This window comes from Acinetobacter sp. YH12058 (genome assembly GCF_013419805.1).
Lineage (GTDB): Bacteria > Pseudomonadota > Gammaproteobacteria > Pseudomonadales > Moraxellaceae > Acinetobacter > Acinetobacter towneri.
Map to the genome: position 1 here is coordinate 72,052 of NZ_VOZL01000011.1, position 15,069 is coordinate 87,120.

General features: G+C 40.6%; 13 protein-coding genes and 1 pseudogene. 4 read left to right on the top strand and 10 right to left on the bottom strand.

Going from position 1 to position 15,069, the window contains the following annotated elements; genetic code table 11:
• Nucleotides 1-2: 2 nt before the first annotated feature.
• The 3 genes from hflD to FTU09_RS08380 all read left to right on the top strand — a co-directional run bounded on the left by hflD (nt 3) and on the right by FTU09_RS08380 (nt 2,890).
• On the top strand, nt 3-734 hold the full coding sequence (hflD, locus tag FTU09_RS08370) for a high frequency lysogenization protein HflD (RefSeq protein ID WP_004971659.1): 732 nt from the start codon (nt 3-5) through the stop codon (nt 732-734).
• A 55-nt stretch (nt 735-789) separates the two neighbouring features.
• Nucleotides 790-2,178, top strand: a complete 1,389-nt coding sequence (gene purB, locus FTU09_RS08375) for an adenylosuccinate lyase (protein WP_019837658.1) — start codon at nt 790-792, stop codon at nt 2,176-2,178.
• 91 nt (nt 2,179-2,269) lie between these two features.
• Entirely contained in the window at nt 2,270-2,890 is a 621-nt protein-coding gene (locus FTU09_RS08380) for a DUF2238 domain-containing protein (RefSeq protein ID WP_004971662.1), read from the top strand.
• Nucleotides 2,891-2,920: 30 nt separating this feature from the next.
• Here FTU09_RS08380 and FTU09_RS08385 read toward each other — a convergent pair whose 3' ends face one another.
• From FTU09_RS08385 to FTU09_RS08425, 9 genes are all read right to left on the bottom strand, one after another.
• On the bottom strand, nt 2,921-3,547 hold the full coding sequence (locus FTU09_RS08385) for a cytochrome b/b6 domain-containing protein (RefSeq protein WP_004971665.1): 627 nt from the start codon (nt 3,545-3,547) through the stop codon (nt 2,921-2,923).
• Between the two features lie 172 nt (nt 3,548-3,719).
• Nucleotides 3,720-4,682: a protease SohB gene (gene sohB, locus FTU09_RS08390; protein WP_004971667.1), complete on the bottom strand. Its 963-nt coding sequence runs from the start codon at nt 4,680-4,682 to the stop codon at nt 3,720-3,722.
• A gap of 73 nt (nt 4,683-4,755) precedes the next feature.
• Nucleotides 4,756-5,400, bottom strand: coding sequence for a hypothetical protein (locus FTU09_RS08395; RefSeq protein WP_180079975.1), 645 nt, complete (start codon nt 5,398-5,400; stop codon nt 4,756-4,758).
• 95 nt (nt 5,401-5,495) lie between these two features.
• Complete coding sequence (gene pstB / locus FTU09_RS08400; protein WP_004971671.1) at nt 5,496-6,422, bottom strand: phosphate ABC transporter ATP-binding protein PstB; 927 nt, start codon at nt 6,420-6,422, stop codon at nt 5,496-5,498.
• A 15-nt stretch (nt 6,423-6,437) separates the two neighbouring features.
• Nucleotides 6,438-7,826 (bottom strand): phosphate ABC transporter permease PstA, encoded by a 1,389-nt coding sequence (gene pstA, locus FTU09_RS08405; RefSeq protein ID WP_180079977.1) that lies wholly within the window; start codon nt 7,824-7,826, stop codon nt 6,438-6,440.
• Nucleotides 7,826-9,205 (bottom strand): phosphate ABC transporter permease subunit PstC, encoded by a 1,380-nt coding sequence (pstC, locus tag FTU09_RS08410; RefSeq protein ID WP_180079979.1) that lies wholly within the window; start codon nt 9,203-9,205, stop codon nt 7,826-7,828. The genes pstA and pstC overlap by 1 nt, the downstream gene beginning before the upstream one ends.
• Nucleotides 9,206-9,305: 100 nt before the next feature.
• A complete protein-coding gene (locus FTU09_RS08415) occupies nt 9,306-10,328 on the bottom strand; it encodes a substrate-binding domain-containing protein (RefSeq protein WP_180079980.1) in 1,023 nt (340 codons plus the stop codon).
• 476 nt (nt 10,329-10,804) lie between these two features.
• Nucleotides 10,805-12,337, bottom strand: a complete 1,533-nt coding sequence (locus FTU09_RS08420; RefSeq protein WP_167845913.1) for an aspartate aminotransferase family protein — start codon at nt 12,335-12,337, stop codon at nt 10,805-10,807.
• Between the two features lie 4 nt (nt 12,338-12,341).
• A complete protein-coding gene (locus tag FTU09_RS08425; RefSeq protein WP_004971681.1) occupies nt 12,342-13,715 on the bottom strand; it encodes a diaminobutyrate--2-oxoglutarate transaminase in 1,374 nt (457 codons plus the stop codon).
• 494 nt (nt 13,716-14,209) lie between these two features.
• On the opposite strand from FTU09_RS08425, the gene FTU09_RS08430 reads away from it, so the two are divergent.
• A complete protein-coding gene (locus FTU09_RS08430; protein ID WP_096901090.1) occupies nt 14,210-14,914 on the top strand; it encodes an SIMPL domain-containing protein in 705 nt (234 codons plus the stop codon).
• A gap of 37 nt (nt 14,915-14,951) precedes the next feature.
• On the opposite strand, the pseudogene FTU09_RS08435 reads toward FTU09_RS08430, so the two are convergent.
• A pseudogene (locus tag FTU09_RS08435) lies at nt 14,952-15,069 on the bottom strand (IS982 family transposase); the annotation flags it as partial.

The window sequence follows — 15,069 nt, forward strand, 5'->3', positions numbered from 1 at the left end:
GGATGACAGAGTTACCGTTTCAACAGTCACCAACTCTGAATGTTCGCCAAAATCGTGCCTTGGCGTTAGCGGGTGTGTTTCAAGCCACCCAGCTCACGCACATGACTGCACTCACAGGTCGACAAAGTATTGGTGAAAGCGGTAACTTTTATTTTGAGCAATTGATTAAAGCCAGTTTAAATATCCGTCCAAGTAGCAACCACAGTTCGCAAACTTTAGATTTTTTTAATCATTTGGCCGATATATCTTTAGGTTTAAAAACACTAGAAAGCAGCATCAACCAACCTTTTAATACTGCCCCTAAATCGCGTTTACCTAAATTATCCAATACCAAACTACCCATGTCGTATGCGATGGCACTCTTACAATTAGAAAAGAAAGTGTATAGCAATCCTAAATACGTCGAAATTATTGAGCAGTCACAGCAAAAAATCTTAAAACAACTTTCATTTTTTGATCATAACTATTTGCATCCCAGTATTATTGCCAATTTAGCCCAAACCTATGTCGATACTGCGGGACAAATTAACCCGCGCATTATGGTACGTGGCAATGCAGAAGCATTTAAGGATTCTGCACATACCAACCGAATTCGAGCTTCGCTTTTTACAGGCTTACAAATGGCACACCTTTGGCGTCAACTTGGTGGCAGTTCATGGGGCATGGTATTTAGCAAACGTAAATTATTACGTGATATTCAAGATCTGGCGCGTTTACAGTATCAGGTGGTTTAAACCATGCTGAACACGCTTTTGTTTTAGGTTTAATTCCAAAGTTTAAGGAATCGATATGAACGCTTTAACCGCACTTTCTCCATTAGATGGGCGCTATGCAAGCAAATGTGATGCTCTCCGCCCTTTCCTCTCTGAGTTTGGTTTAATCCATGCTCGTGTGACTGTTGAAGTGCGTTGGTTACAAGCGCTTGCCAATCGTCCTGAAATTACCGAAGTACCTGCTTTCAGTGCTGCAACGAATGCTGCATTAGATGCAATTGTTGCAGATTTCTCTGAAGATGATGCCAACCGCATTAAAGAAATTGAACGCACCACCAACCATGACGTAAAAGCAGTTGAATATTTCTTAAAAGAAAAAATTGCCAACATTGATGAGTTAAAAAATGCAGGTGAGTTCATTCACTTTGCTTGTACTTCAGAAGACATCAACAACTTGTCACATGCTTTAATGCTTAAAAATGGTCGTGAAGTATTGGTTGCAGCGATGCAGCAAATCATTGATTCGATTGTTGCATTGGCAGAAAAACACGCAGATCAACCAATGTTGTCACGTACTCACGGTCAAACTGCAAGCCCAACAACTTTGGGTAAAGAAATGGCAAACGTGGCATATCGTCTTGCACGTCAAATCAAACAGTTCAAGCAAGTTGAGCTTTTGGGCAAAATCAATGGTGCAGTAGGTAACTACAACGCTCACCTTTCTGCATACCCAGAAATCAACTGGCCTGCACATTCTCAAGCATTTGTAGAATCTTTAGGTTTAAGCTTTAACCCATACACGACTCAAATTGAGCCACACGACTATATGGCAGAATTGTTTGATGCGCTACGTCGTTTCAACACCATTCTAATCGACTTCAACCGTGACGTTTGGGGCTACATCTCACTTGGTTTCTTCAAGCAAAAACTGAAAGAAGGTGAAGTTGGTTCTTCAACCATGCCGCACAAAGTAAACCCAATTGACTTTGAAAACTCTGAAGGTAACTTGGGTATCGCCAATGCAGTCTTGGCTCACTTAGGCGAAAAATTACCAATTTCTCGCTGGCAACGTGACTTAACTGACTCGACTGTATTGCGTAATATGGGTGTTGGTTTTGCACAAAGCTTGATCGCATTTGAAGCTTGCTCTAAAGGTATTGGCAAACTTGAATTGAACGCACAACGTATTCTTGAAGATTTAGACAATGCTCAAGAAGTATTGGCTGAGCCAATTCAAACTGTGATGCGTCGTTATAACATCGAAAAACCATACGAAAAATTAAAAGCTCTTACACGTGGTCAAGCTATGACACGTGACATGATGGTAGATTTCGTGAATGGTAATGAGTTGGAAGGCGTTCCTGCAGCAGATCGCGCACGTTTAGCGACAATGACGCCTGCAACTTACACAGGTAATGCAGCTGAACAAGCAAAACAAATTCAAGATTTAATTGCTAAAATCTAATTTGTAAAAGCATTCATCACAATACAAAAATGCGAAGCTTCGGCTTCGCATTTTTATTAGAATAAAACAAATCTTCCAACTTAAACATCACATGCAAAATCAATTCCGCATTCAACATTACTGTGCTTTAGGCTTGGTTATACTCGCCATGCTTGCTGCCAGTATTCAACCACTGGAATTTGAATCGTATCTACTGCATCAGGCAGGCACAGTTTTTATGCTCGCGGCTTTATTGATTGCGTTTAAAAAAGTAGGACTGAGTTTTTCTAGCTTTGTGCTGTATTTAATATTTTTACTGATTCATATTGTCGGAGCACATTATCTGTATTCTTATGTGCCCTATAATGATTGGATTTTGCACAGCTTTGGCTTCAATTTAGATCAGAGCATGGGTTGGTCACGCAATATGTATGACCGTTTTGTGCATTTGGCTTATGGTATTTTGCTCTATCCTGTTTTATTGCGCTTGTTTGAAGTCTGGTTTCCAAAAAACAAACCTATCGTTTTATATCTTTTGGTCATTCAATTTATCATGGCAAGCAGTTTAATTTATGAATGGGTGGAATGGCTCATTGCGCTTGGCTTATCGCCAGAAGATGCTGAAAATTATAATGGTCAGCAAGGTGATATTTGGGATGCACACATGGATATGCTTTTAGCAACGATAGGAGCAATGCTGATGGGATGCTTCTACTTGATCAAGAAACCCTAACAGGATGCCTCTTTCGTACTAAATCCAAATTTATTGCCAATACCACCACCAGAAGCCAGCTAAACTTGCGACTGAAATCATCCAGATCAACACCGTTAATACTGCAGGTTTACCCGACCCCCAAAACATGGTTTTGGCAAGCCATTTTTTAAACAATACGCTGCTTAAAGTTAAGCTCGCTAAATGCACCAATACCGCAGCTAAGAATAAATTTGCTGCAAATTCATGTAGCTCTTTTAAAGTATGACTTTGGGTATAATCGGTGAAAAATCCAACCAACACAGTTAAAGGCAATGCCAACCAAATCAACAAAATACTGAATTGAAACGCACTGGAACTGCCTGACTTTAAAAACGGTAATGAAAAAAACTGCTGTGGCTGTTTCCAATCGCGTTTTACAAATTGTTGAATCATGCCTAAACGTTTAGAAATTCCTGTCGGCTGTGTGCTGTTCAACATACTCAACACCTGCCATACGATTCGTAAAGCTAAACTAATCCCCAACGTATAGCCAAAAGCCATATGTAACTGATGCCATTCTTCCGCATCACCTGTTAAGTAAGCCCCTGTAAAACTTAGCAGCATCACCACATGCAAAAAGCGAATCATTAAATCTGTAGATGTTGATTGCTTCGCGGGCACACTATTTGTTTGCATATTCAATCTATCAAGGTGGTTTTGTTCTTATCACAAAGATATAACATCAAGCTGAATTGAAAATTAAGATGCTTAAATCAAAGACCCTATATTTTTGAATAAAAGTGAATAAAAAAATTGCGCTCAATTGAGCGCAATTTTTAGATAAATTTTAGAAGTTAGATCATCACTATTACAGTTTAGGATCACGGATTTGCAACAAACTGCTGTTGGCTTTGCTTAGGCTATCAACCAGTTTATTCATCACTGCAGGAATCAAACTGTCTGCCATTTGTGCAGCTTGCAAACCCAGTTTTTCACCCAAAGTTGGCTTTTTACGGGTTTGAATCACATAAATATCATGCTGTGGCAACAAACTTAGTAAGTATTCATCTGAGGTTTGTAACTTATCTACCAAGTTTAAATCCAGTGCATCCTGACCATACCAATGCTCACCTGTTGCCACTTTTTCAACATTCAGTTGTGGACGGTATTTTTCGACAAAGTGTTTAAATAGTACATGAGTTTGTTGCAATTCTTCTTCAAACTTAGCCTTGCCTTCTTCGGTATTTTCACCAAACATGGTCACAGTGCGTTTGTATTGACCTGCTGTGTACATCTCAAAATCTATATTTTTTTCTTTGAGCAAGCGATTAAAGTTAGGCACTTGTGCCACTACGCCAATAGAACCCAAAATCGCAAATGGCGCTGACACAATTTCTGAACCAATACATGCCATCATATAGCCACCACTTGCTGCGACTTTATCGACGCAAATCGTGAGATGGAAACCTGCATCACGCAAACGTACCAATTGTGCAGCTGCAAGCCCATAACCATGCACCATACCGCCTGGACTTTCCAAACGTACCACAACACGGTCACGTCCAGCTTTGGCCGTTGCCAAAATTAGGGTGATTTCTTCACGCAATTGCTCTACAGCAGACGCAGCAGTATCACCTTTAAAATCCAACACATAAATTTTTTGATTGTTCTTTTTACGGGCGCGCGCTTCACGTGCCATTTGTTGTGAAAGTTGTAATAGCTCGAGTTTAGATGCCGTGGTTTGCGCAATTTTTTTTCGTTGTTCATTAATTCGCGCATTCAAATGACTAATCCGAATTTCGGCAGGTAGTTTAGGTAAATGAAATAACATAAAAATGAGTTCTCAATTTAATTCGGTTTATTAGGACTACATTAGGTCAATTTCGACTTTTTCAATACTTTTTCTATCTTAAAGCAGCTTCTTTTTGAATCAATCGTAAATATCGTTTAGAAATCTGCCGAACAGCCATTAAACGTACAGCAAACCAAATTTGCCCCTGATAGCAAATCCCAATAATAAGTGCGTTGATCGGCCACCAACCAAACAGTAGAAAACTACCTCTACGCTCATGATCTGAAGGTGTAAGCATTGAATAGAAACACACTAAACCTACGCAGAAACACATTACGCAAAGAAATTCACCTACTGCACTGTGCAAGAACGGTAACTTATTTTTTTGTTGTGCTTTTACATAGCGATAAAACTTAAATTTAGCATTGGCATCAATATAGTCTCGCCAAGCCTGCCGAAAATGGGGATCACTTGCTTGCTGCTGTACCCTAAAATAAACAACAAGCACTATCACACCTGAAACTATCACAAATTGATCATACAACCAACGATGATAATTGCTCATATTGGGGCTTTGAGAAGTTGGAAACCACCCATCATGGTTAAAAAACGTTGCCAATAAAATACTCAGCAAAACCAAAAGTGCTGCTATCGTCTCTGCACTATGTTGAAATCCAAACAAGGCATCGATTATTTTTTTCGTGGCTTGGCGTGCTGGTTTTGCCTGTTGTCGTTCTTCTTGTGAAGGAACCTGCATTTTTTATTTTCGCTGCGCGTACAAAACAATCAATACTATAACAAAAAAACAGAATCCTAAGATTCTGTTTTAATAGCTTTCAGGACTTAAGCAGATTAACCAAAACGACCTGTAATATATGCTTCTGTTAATTGATGGTCTGGCTGAGTAAATACTTTTTCAGTTGCATTCACTTCAATCAAATCACCTAAATGGAAGTATGCGGTACGGTCAGATACACGCGCTGCCTGTTGCATTGAGTGCGTTACAATCGCAATCGTATATTGAGTAGAAAGTTCAGAAATTAGCTCTTCTACTTTTGCCGTTGCAATTGGGTCAAGTGCCGAACATGGTTCATCCATCAAAATTACTTCTGGACTTACCGCAATGGTACGCGCAATACAAAGACGTTGTTGCTGACCACCAGAAAGACCTGTGCCTGGTTGATTCAAACGATCTTTCACTTCATCCCACAAACCTGCTTTACGCAAGCTGTTTTCTACAATTTCTTCTAAATCGTACTTATCACGTGCTAAACCATGCAGTTTAGGGCCATAGGCTACGTTTTCAAAAATTGATTTTGGGAATGGGTTTGGTTTCTGGAACACCATGCCCACTTGTGCACGCAATAACACCACGTCTAAGTTCGGATCGTAAATATCTTGGTTATCCAACATTACTTTACCCGTCACACGACAGCTATCAATCGTGTCGTTCATACGGTTTAAAGTACGCAAGAAAGTCGATTTACCACAACCCGATGGACCAATAAATGCAATCACTTCATTTTCATAGATATTTAAATCAATACCTTTGATGGCTTCAGACTCACCATAATACACATGCACGTCATTGGTGCTTAACTTTACATTTGAAGATTTCGCTTCTTTTTTGCTTGAAGTTTGCGTATCAAATTGTGAAACAAACGAAGTCGATGATTGCTTCTGTTCTACATCGGTAGATGTAAATTGGCTTTGTTGTGGATTCACTTGCTTATCCTGTTCTAAGGAATTCTGTTTTTCTGTGCTTGCTACAGCATTCATATTCTCTGCCCTCAATTACCAGCGTACTTCAAACTTCTTACGTAACCAAATTGCAAGGCTGTTTAAGCCAATCATTAGCGCAAGTAGTACGATAATGGCTGCAGCGGTACGTCCCTCGAAGAAGTTACGCAATTCATTACCCTGCCATAAGAAAATTTGCACAGGTAACGCAGTAGATTGATCAAGTGGAGTTGCTGGTACACTGGCAACGAAAGCACTCATACCAATTAATAACAATGGTGCGGTTTCACCTAAAGCTTGTGCGACACCAATAATTGCACCCGTTAAAATACCCGGCAATGCAAGTGGGAGTACGTGGTGGAACACTGTTTGTAAACGAGAAGCACCCAAACCTAAAGCAGCTTGACGAATAGACGGTGGCACTGCTTTTAATGATGCACGCGTGGTAATAATCACGGTTGGTAAAGTCATTAAACTCAGTACCAAACCACCGACCAATGGTGCAGACAATGGTAAATGCATCCAACCAATAAAGATCGCAGCACCCAACAAACCAAATACAATAGAAGGTACAGCGGCCAAGTTATTGATGTTCACTTCAATAATATCAGTAATCGCATTTTTTGGCGCAAATTCTTCTAAGTAAATTGCTGATGCAACACCAATTGGAATCGAAATAAAGATCACAATCAGCATCATGAATAATGAACCCATGAATGCACCTGCCAAACCAGAAGTCGCTGGAGAACTACGTGAGTCTGGGCTAACAAAAATATTGGTATTGAAAGTACTTTCAATAATACCTTGTGATTCGAGCTGATCTGCCAATTGACGTACTTCAGGGCTTAATTGTTGCTGCTCATCTGGTAAGCTGCGGTCAATCTTGCCTTCTAACCATACATCAACGTTCGCATCTGCAAGCACTTTCACTTCTTTGGTTTGACCAATTAAAGAAGGATCAGCCAAGACCATGTCACGAATACGGTATGCTTCAGAACTGGTATATAAGTAACCAAGATCATCACGCTTAGCTTCAAGCGCTTTGTCTTTCGCCACAATACCATTCACGATTAAAGCATCCCAATCGACCATACCCATTTCGGTTTGCCACGCAATCATACGGTCTTCGTATTGTGCTGGTGACTCGCCTGCAATTGCTTTCGGTTTTGGACCTACATTCACAACTGCTGGATCGAAATAAATTGGAAGGCTCATGCTGCTTTGCCAAAATGCTGGCAAGCCTTTGGCCAAAATACTGCCAAAAAGCAACACGACAAAGAATAAACCTGCGATAACTGCCGACAGCCCCATAATACGGAAAGTTTTTTCCTTACGATGGCGCTTACCCAATGAACTGGCGATAGTCTTTTTACGTTGTTCACGTAATTCGGCAGCAGCTTGTGGATCTAACTGATCCAAAGACGATGTATTTGAAGTACTCATTAGTCGTATTGCTCACGATATTTACGCACGATGTATAGTGCAACAATGTTCAAACCTAAGGTAATCACGAACAGGGTCAAGCCAAGTGCGAAAGCAACCAATGCTTGCGGACTTGCGAAATCTGTATCACCTGTTAATTGGTTGACAATCGTAATCGTAACCGTAGATACCGCCTCTAATGGGTTTGCGTGTAGTAAAGGACTATTACCTGCAGCTAACACCACAATCATGGTTTCACCAATCGCACGTGACGCAGCAAGTAAGAACGCACCAATCACCCCTGGTAATGCAGCTGGCATAACCACACGGCGAATGGTTTCAGATTTGGTTGCACCCAAGCCTAAAGAACCATCACGTAGCGCACGCGGCACTTGCGTAATAATGTCATCAGACAATGAAGATACAAAAGGAATAATCATGATGCCCATCACTAAACCAGCGGTTAATGCACTAGTGGCATTAATATCGAGTCCAATTAAGGCACCTGCAGTTTTTAAGAACGGACCAATGATCATCATGGCAAATACACCATATACAATCGTTGGAATACCCGCTAAAACTTCAATGGTTGGTTTTGCCCAAGCACGGAATTTAGGCGATGCATATTCTGCAAGGTAAATGGCGATCATTAAACCAATAGGTACTGCAACTAATAAAGCAATACCACTCACCATCAATGTACCCCACAGTAATGGAAGTAAACCATAACTGCCGTCTGCACTACCCGATGTACTAAAACCTGGGTTCCAGACTGTACCAAAGAAGAAATCCAGTGGGCTAACGAAACTAAAGAATCGCATCGCTTCACTGAACATGGACATCACAATACCAACCGTAGTTAGAATCGCAACACCAGAACATAATGCCAAAGAAATGTTGATGATTTTTTCAACTTGGTTACGTGCGCGGAATTGTTGTGAAACACGTTTCTTTGCCCACAGCAAACCAAATAAGGCCGCACAGATCACCACCGCAAGTTTGGCATAAGAACCAATGGTTTCAATTTTCGCTAATTGCTCTGCCGCTACAACTTCGTATGCAGCAGGTGTATCACTTACACCAAAACCAGATGCAATGGCTTGTACGCGATCAACCAAAACACTTGTACTTGCAGGGTCTAGGCTTGCAGCAATGTGCGCTGGCACATTATTAATTACCACTTGCTCTAGAATACTTGGTTCAACCAAGTTCCAAACAATCAAAATTAAAAAAGCAGGAATACCACACCATAATGCTACCAACGCGCCATAATATCCTGGGCGTGAATGTAACATTGCAGAGTTATTTCCCTTACCTGCTAGGTTACGGCTCTTGCTTAACCCGATTTGATAGGCTACGGCGATAATCGCCAATAACACACCTATGAGTAGCAGATTCATGTATTCTCCACTGTTTTTTCAATTTGTGTTTTTGAAAAAACATTTCTTAGCAAAAAGCCGATGGCAGGTTGTTCCCTGCCATCAGCTGCTTTAACTCAAATTACTTAACCGCTTTACCAGCTTTGAAGTTAGCAAGAACTTGTGCACGCTCTTTGTCAGACATAGAGATCAAACCTGCTTTGTCTAATTTAGAACCTTTACCAGATACTTTCTTGCTCAAGAAGTATTCAGTAAACTCTGGTAAGCCTTTGATTGATTTAAGGTGCTCACCTTTCACGTAGAAGAACAATGGACGTGATACAGGGTAAGAACCATTTAAAATTGTGTTTTCAGATGGCGCTACGTTGTTTACAGTTGCAACACGTAAACGGTCACGGTTTTGGTCATAGAAACCTAAGCCGAATACACCTACTGCGCTTGGAGAAGTTTTCAAACGTGCCAGTGTTTCTGTGTAGTCACCCGCGATTTCGATTACACGACCATCCTTACGGAAAGTAGTACACGCTTTCTTTTGCGCATCTTTGTCTAATGCTTTGATTGCAGCATAAGCTTCACAGCCTGCATCAACCATTTTCTCTTGGAACACTTCACGTGTACCGTGGTTAGACGCTGGAATTACAAGTGTAATAGGCTCGTTTGGAAGTGTTTTGTCAATTTGGTTCCAACGTGTATATGGGTTAGCAACCATTTTACCTTTAGATGGTAATTGAGCTGCAATTGCTGCATATACATGGTAAGGCTTTAATTTGTAAGCCGCTTTGTTTGCGTTAGAAGCAAATACGATACCGTCGTAACCAATTTTAATTTCTAAAACTTGGTTTACGCCTGCTTTTTTACAAGCAGCTAATTCTGAATCTTTAATTTTACGAGATGAGTTCGCGATGTCGATTGTGTTATCACCCACACCTGTACAGAACTGCTTCAAACCACCTGAAGAACCGCCTGAACCAACAACTGGAGTTTTGAATTGTGGGAAAGTATTACCAAATTCTTCTGCTACAATACTTGCGTATGGTAGAACGGTTGAAGAACCCGCGATTTGGATGGTGTCACGAGCTGCGTTAGCAGTTGTTACAGCTGCTGCAGATACGGCTAAAGCAATGGCGATGTTAGTAAAGCGCATTCTGTTCTCTCTCATAGTATGCAAGTTCGGAGTACGTCACTTGTTATTAAGTTTTGTACTTATTTCGATAACTGCATTGTGGTTTTATAATATGACAACCATGTTACAGCTTTGTTACGCTTTGGTTATATTTGCTTTTCGTATCTGAAATAATTTTTAAATGATTTAAAATCAATAACTAATAAAACACTAGAGTGCTTATTTTTTTTCAGTATTTAAATTTCAAATTGTAATAATTCATGCCAATGTCATCAATTATTTATGGTTTTTTCTACCAAAATTGATGGTTTATTCGCCAATTGCGTAATTTTTATGACATCCGCAGTGCATTATTTGAGCCCAAAACACCCAATCCATCACAAAATTCAAGCAAGAACGGTACAACACTTCACTGCAATATTTTTAATCAGACACAAAAAAAGCCACCGTAGTGACTTCTTTTGTTGTATTTCATAACAATCTGAATAATGAAAGCATTAGTCGATTGGTGGCGTATAAGTACCCGCGACAATCGCATCTTTAATGCGATCTGCTTCTGCCAATACTAGGCCTAACAAGTTTTTCACGTTTTCAAGTGTTGCCACTGGACTTAAAGTCGTCATCTTCAATGATTGAACATTACCGACTTTAGTTACACCAATATTGGCCTCACCACGTGCAAATAATTCATCTGCCACGTTTTGGTTCAAGCTATCCAAGAACTCTGCAGGATAACCTTCAGGCACAACACGGAACAACACTGAAGCAAATTGTGGTTCAACCAACAATTCTAAACCTGGAGTCGCTTTAATATAATCAGCAACGTCACGGGTTAGCTTCACACCATGATCAATCATAGAACCGTAAAGCTCTTCACCTAATGCTTCAATCGTCATCCAAAGTTTCAACGCATCAAAACGACGCGTTGTTTGCAATGACTTAGACACCAAGTTTGGTACGCCATGTTCTTCATCATAAGCAGAGTTCAAATATTCTGCTTCATAGTGCATGAAACGATAGTTCGCTTCATCTTTTAGCAAAAACGCACCACACGAGATTGTTTGGAAATAATGCTTATGGAAATCCAGTGTTACAGAGTCTGATAACTCAATACCATCAAGCATGTCACGATGACTGTTAGAAAGAATTAATGCACCACCCCAAGCTGCGTCAATGTGCATCCACGCGCCATATTGATTAGTGATGTCACGAATCTTTTTAAGCGGATCAATCGCGCCTGCATCGGTTGTACCTGCAGTCGCAACCACACACGCAACGATCTTACCTTCAGATTTTAAATGCGCCATGGTTTGCTCAAGTGCAACCACGTCCATTTGTGCATTTTCATTAACAGGTACAGTAACAACCGATTGGAAGCCCATACCCATCATCGCCATGTTCTTTTGCACAGAGAAGTGTGCATTTTCAGAACAAATGACTTTCACATTACGCATTGCATCGCTTGGAATACCATCGCGCTGAACAGACCACGGATTACCGTTTTCATCTTTCCAGTTCTTTGCAATACACGCATCACGCGCCAATAACACACCCATCAAGTTAGACTGCGTACCACCTGAAGTGAACACGCCCGCTTGACCTGCACCATAGCCAACTTTTTGACGTAACCAGTCAATTAGTTGTACTTCCATCAATGAACCTGCAGGGCTTTGATCCCAAGAGTCCATAGATTGGTTGGTTGCGTTAATGAGAACTTCTGCAATTTGGCTTGCCACCATAGTTGGACAATGCAAATGTGCCAAAGAATGTGGATGATGAACTTTTAAACTTTTGTTTAAGAAAAGCTCAACCATGCGTTCCAATGACTTTTGTACACCCAAACCTTGTTTTGCAGGCTGGAAAGAAATCGCTTCACGCAATTCTTTAATGCTGCCGCCTGTGTACATTTTGTCATTTTGCAACCATGCCGCGACTGCTTGAGTCGCTTGTTCCATTGCTGCACTGTAGTCAGCAATGGATTGAGCATCATTGCAGAGTAACGCTTTACGATGTTCTGCAAAATCTACCATAAACTTATGCGCCTCGAACTGCGACTAACGCTTCAGCAACTGCTTTCTTGAAGCGAGCGATGACTTCTACACACTCTTCTTGAGTAATGATGAGTGGACAAAGTAAACGGATTACCGTACCACCACGACCACCTTTCTCGAGCAACAATTTGTTGTCAAAACATGCAGCTTGAACAGCAGCAGCCAATTGAGAGTCTGCTGGATAAGCACCTAAACGGTCTTTTTCTTGGCGTTCATCTACAATTTCGATACCAATCATTAAACCGCGACCACGCACGTTACCAATACATGGGAATTCAACAGCTAATTTTTTCAATTCAGCTTGTAAGAACTCACCACGCTCTTGCGCATTTTGTGCAAGGTTTTGTTCTTTAATGGTTTTAAGCACCACAAGACCAGTACCCATTGCCAATTGGTTACCACGGAAAGTACCCGTGTGACCTGCAGGCTGCCATGCGTCAAACTTACGTTTAATTGCAAGTACAGCCAATGGCAAACCACCACCAACAGCTTTAGACATTACAATCACGTCTGGCTCAATACCTGCATGTTCAAATGCAAACATTTTGCCTGAACGTGCAAAGCCCGCTTGAACTTCGTCTAAAATTAAAACGATGTTGTGCTTTTCAGTCACTTCGCGGATTTTTTTCAACCATTTAATTGGTGCAGTCACTACACCGCCTTCACCTTGAATTGCTTCAAGAATCACAGCTGCAGGCTTAGTTACACCGCTTTCTACATCTTCAATGAAGTTTTCAAAATAATACGTTAAAGCATCTACACCCGCTTCGCCACCAATGCCAAGTGGGCAACGGTATTCATGCGGATACGGCATAAATTGAACACCAGGCATTAAACCATTTACTGCATTTTTTGCAGACAGGTTACCTGTCATCGCCAATGAACCATGAGTCATACCATGATAGCCACCTGAGAAGCTGATGACTGAGCTACGACCTGTATAGGTTTTTGCAAGTTTGATTGCCGCTTCTGTGCCATCTGCACCTGTAGGACCACAGAACTGCAAGCAGTATTCTTCTTGACCACCAGGCATGTGTGAAAGTAACGCTTCAGTAAAAGCATCTTTCAAAGGTGTCGTTAAATCTAGGGTATGTAATGGCAAACCACTCGCTAAAGTGTCTTGGATGCTTTGAACCACCGCAGGATGGTTATGGCCCAATGCCAAGGTTCCTGCCCCAGCCAAACAATCTAGGTACTCAGTACCTTCAACATCGGTAACCCAACAACCCAGTGCTTTCGCTATCGCTAACGGTAATTTACGAGGATAACTACGCACATTCGATTCCATCTGACTTTGGCGAGTCAAGTAGTATTCGTTTGTGGAATGGTTGGCAGGGTTTACAGAAGTAACGCTCATATCGAATTACCATCTCTGATATGGGTTGAAAGAAATAAGTCTGGTGACTTGCGGTCCTTTGACTCGGTGCTTTTTTGATCTAGCGAGATAGAGTTTTGTTCTTCAAGACTAGGAAGCGGGATAATACCTAATTTTTCTAGAAAATAAACAGGTTTAACCCAAATATTGCCTAATTTCATCGAAAAAACATATCTTGCAGATGATTCGATTGAATTATCATCTTACATTGTGACAAAGGAAAGAAAATTTAACTCTTTCCACTTCCTTTATACGTTTTTTTGCACAATCTCTCAAGTCATGCAGCATTTATTTTCAAAATAGTATAGATCATTATTTTTATTGAATTTTATAAATGCTTTTTTGCTGCAATTTTTAACGCATATTTTACAAAGCCACCACAAATTCAACTAAAAATCCTCACAAAGCAAAGTTACTATTTAAATCAATTCAAACGCTTTTCATAAATCCTGATCCCCTGAATAATAGGTCAAAATATGCGCTTACTTTCTCTCGCTGCTACCCTGTTGGCTGTTGGTGCTGCAAGCACTGCTTTTGCCCAACAAAATGAATCTTTAAATTACAATATCGTCAATGTTCAAGCCGAAGCTACACGCGAAGTTTCAAATGATCAAATGCACGCTGTGTTATATATTGAAAAAAGTCACAAACAGCCTGCTGAACTTGCATCACAAATTAACCAGTTAATGAGCCAAGCCATTGCAACTGCACGTAAGTATCCACAAGTGAAAGTTGAAACGGGCTCACAAACCACCTATCCAATTTACGACAATGACAGTCGTAAGTTAAAAGAATGGCGTGGTCGTGCAGAAGTACGTGTGCAAAGCACCGATTTTAAAGCCGCAAGCCAGTTGGTGAGTGAGCTACAACAAAACTTTCAGACCCAATCAATTAATTTTAGCGTGTCGGATGCACAACGCAAAAAAGTTGAAAACGAGTTGATGGTCGAAGCGTCTAAAAACTTTCAACAACGTGCGCAAATGTTAAGTCAGGCTTGGAATAAATCGGGCTATAACTTGGTTAATTTGAACCTAAACACCAATTCTTATTTTCCGCAACCTGTTATGCGCGCGAGTATGGCTAAATTTGCTGTCGCAGAAACGGCTGTAGCTGATCAAGATATGGCAGCAGGTGAATCTAAAATTACAGTCAATGCAAATGGAACGATTCAGTTTAAATAAACTTGAAGCATGACATGCGTTGTTTAAGTAACCCCAGTTACGGATAAGCCAAAGATTTAATCACATGAATTTTAGGCTTATTCTTTTGGCAAAGTTGATACGCACATAGTGAAGAAAATACGCCTGCTAAAAAACCAGCAATCGAACGATGTTTA

Bases quoted from the DNA above. Each gene is read 5' to 3' on its own strand.
- FTU09_RS08420 (WP_167845913.1), bottom strand. From the start codon at position 12,337: ATGGTAGATTTTGCAGAACATCGTAAAGCGTTACTCTGCAATGATGCT.
- pstA (WP_180079977.1), bottom strand. From the start codon at position 7,826: ATGAGTACTTCAAATACATCGTCTTTGGATCAGTTAGATCCACAAGCT.
- FTU09_RS08415 (WP_180079980.1), bottom strand. From the start codon at position 10,328: ATGCGCTTTACTAACATCGCCATTGCTTTAGCCGTATCTGCAGCAGCT.
- FTU09_RS08380 (WP_004971662.1), top strand. From the start codon at position 2,270: ATGCAAAATCAATTCCGCATTCAACATTACTGTGCTTTAGGCTTGGTT.
- pstB (WP_004971671.1), bottom strand. From the start codon at position 6,422: ATGAATGCTGTAGCAAGCACAGAAAAACAGAATTCCTTAGAACAGGAT.
- FTU09_RS08395 (WP_180079975.1), bottom strand. From the start codon at position 5,400: ATGCAGGTTCCTTCACAAGAAGAACGACAACAGGCAAAACCAGCACGC.
- FTU09_RS08385 (WP_004971665.1), bottom strand. From the start codon at position 3,547: ATGCAAACAAATAGTGTGCCCGCGAAGCAATCAACATCTACAGATTTA.
- pstC (WP_180079979.1), bottom strand. From the start codon at position 9,205: ATGAATCTGCTACTCATAGGTGTGTTATTGGCGATTATCGCCGTAGCC.
- FTU09_RS08430 (WP_096901090.1), top strand. From the start codon at position 14,210: ATGCGCTTACTTTCTCTCGCTGCTACCCTGTTGGCTGTTGGTGCTGCA.
- hflD (WP_004971659.1), top strand. From the start codon at position 3: ATGACAGAGTTACCGTTTCAACAGTCACCAACTCTGAATGTTCGCCAA.
- purB (WP_019837658.1), top strand. From the start codon at position 790: ATGAACGCTTTAACCGCACTTTCTCCATTAGATGGGCGCTATGCAAGC.
- FTU09_RS08425 (WP_004971681.1), bottom strand. From the start codon at position 13,715: ATGAGCGTTACTTCTGTAAACCCTGCCAACCATTCCACAAACGAATAC.
- sohB (WP_004971667.1), bottom strand. From the start codon at position 4,682: ATGTTATTTCATTTACCTAAACTACCTGCCGAAATTCGGATTAGTCAT.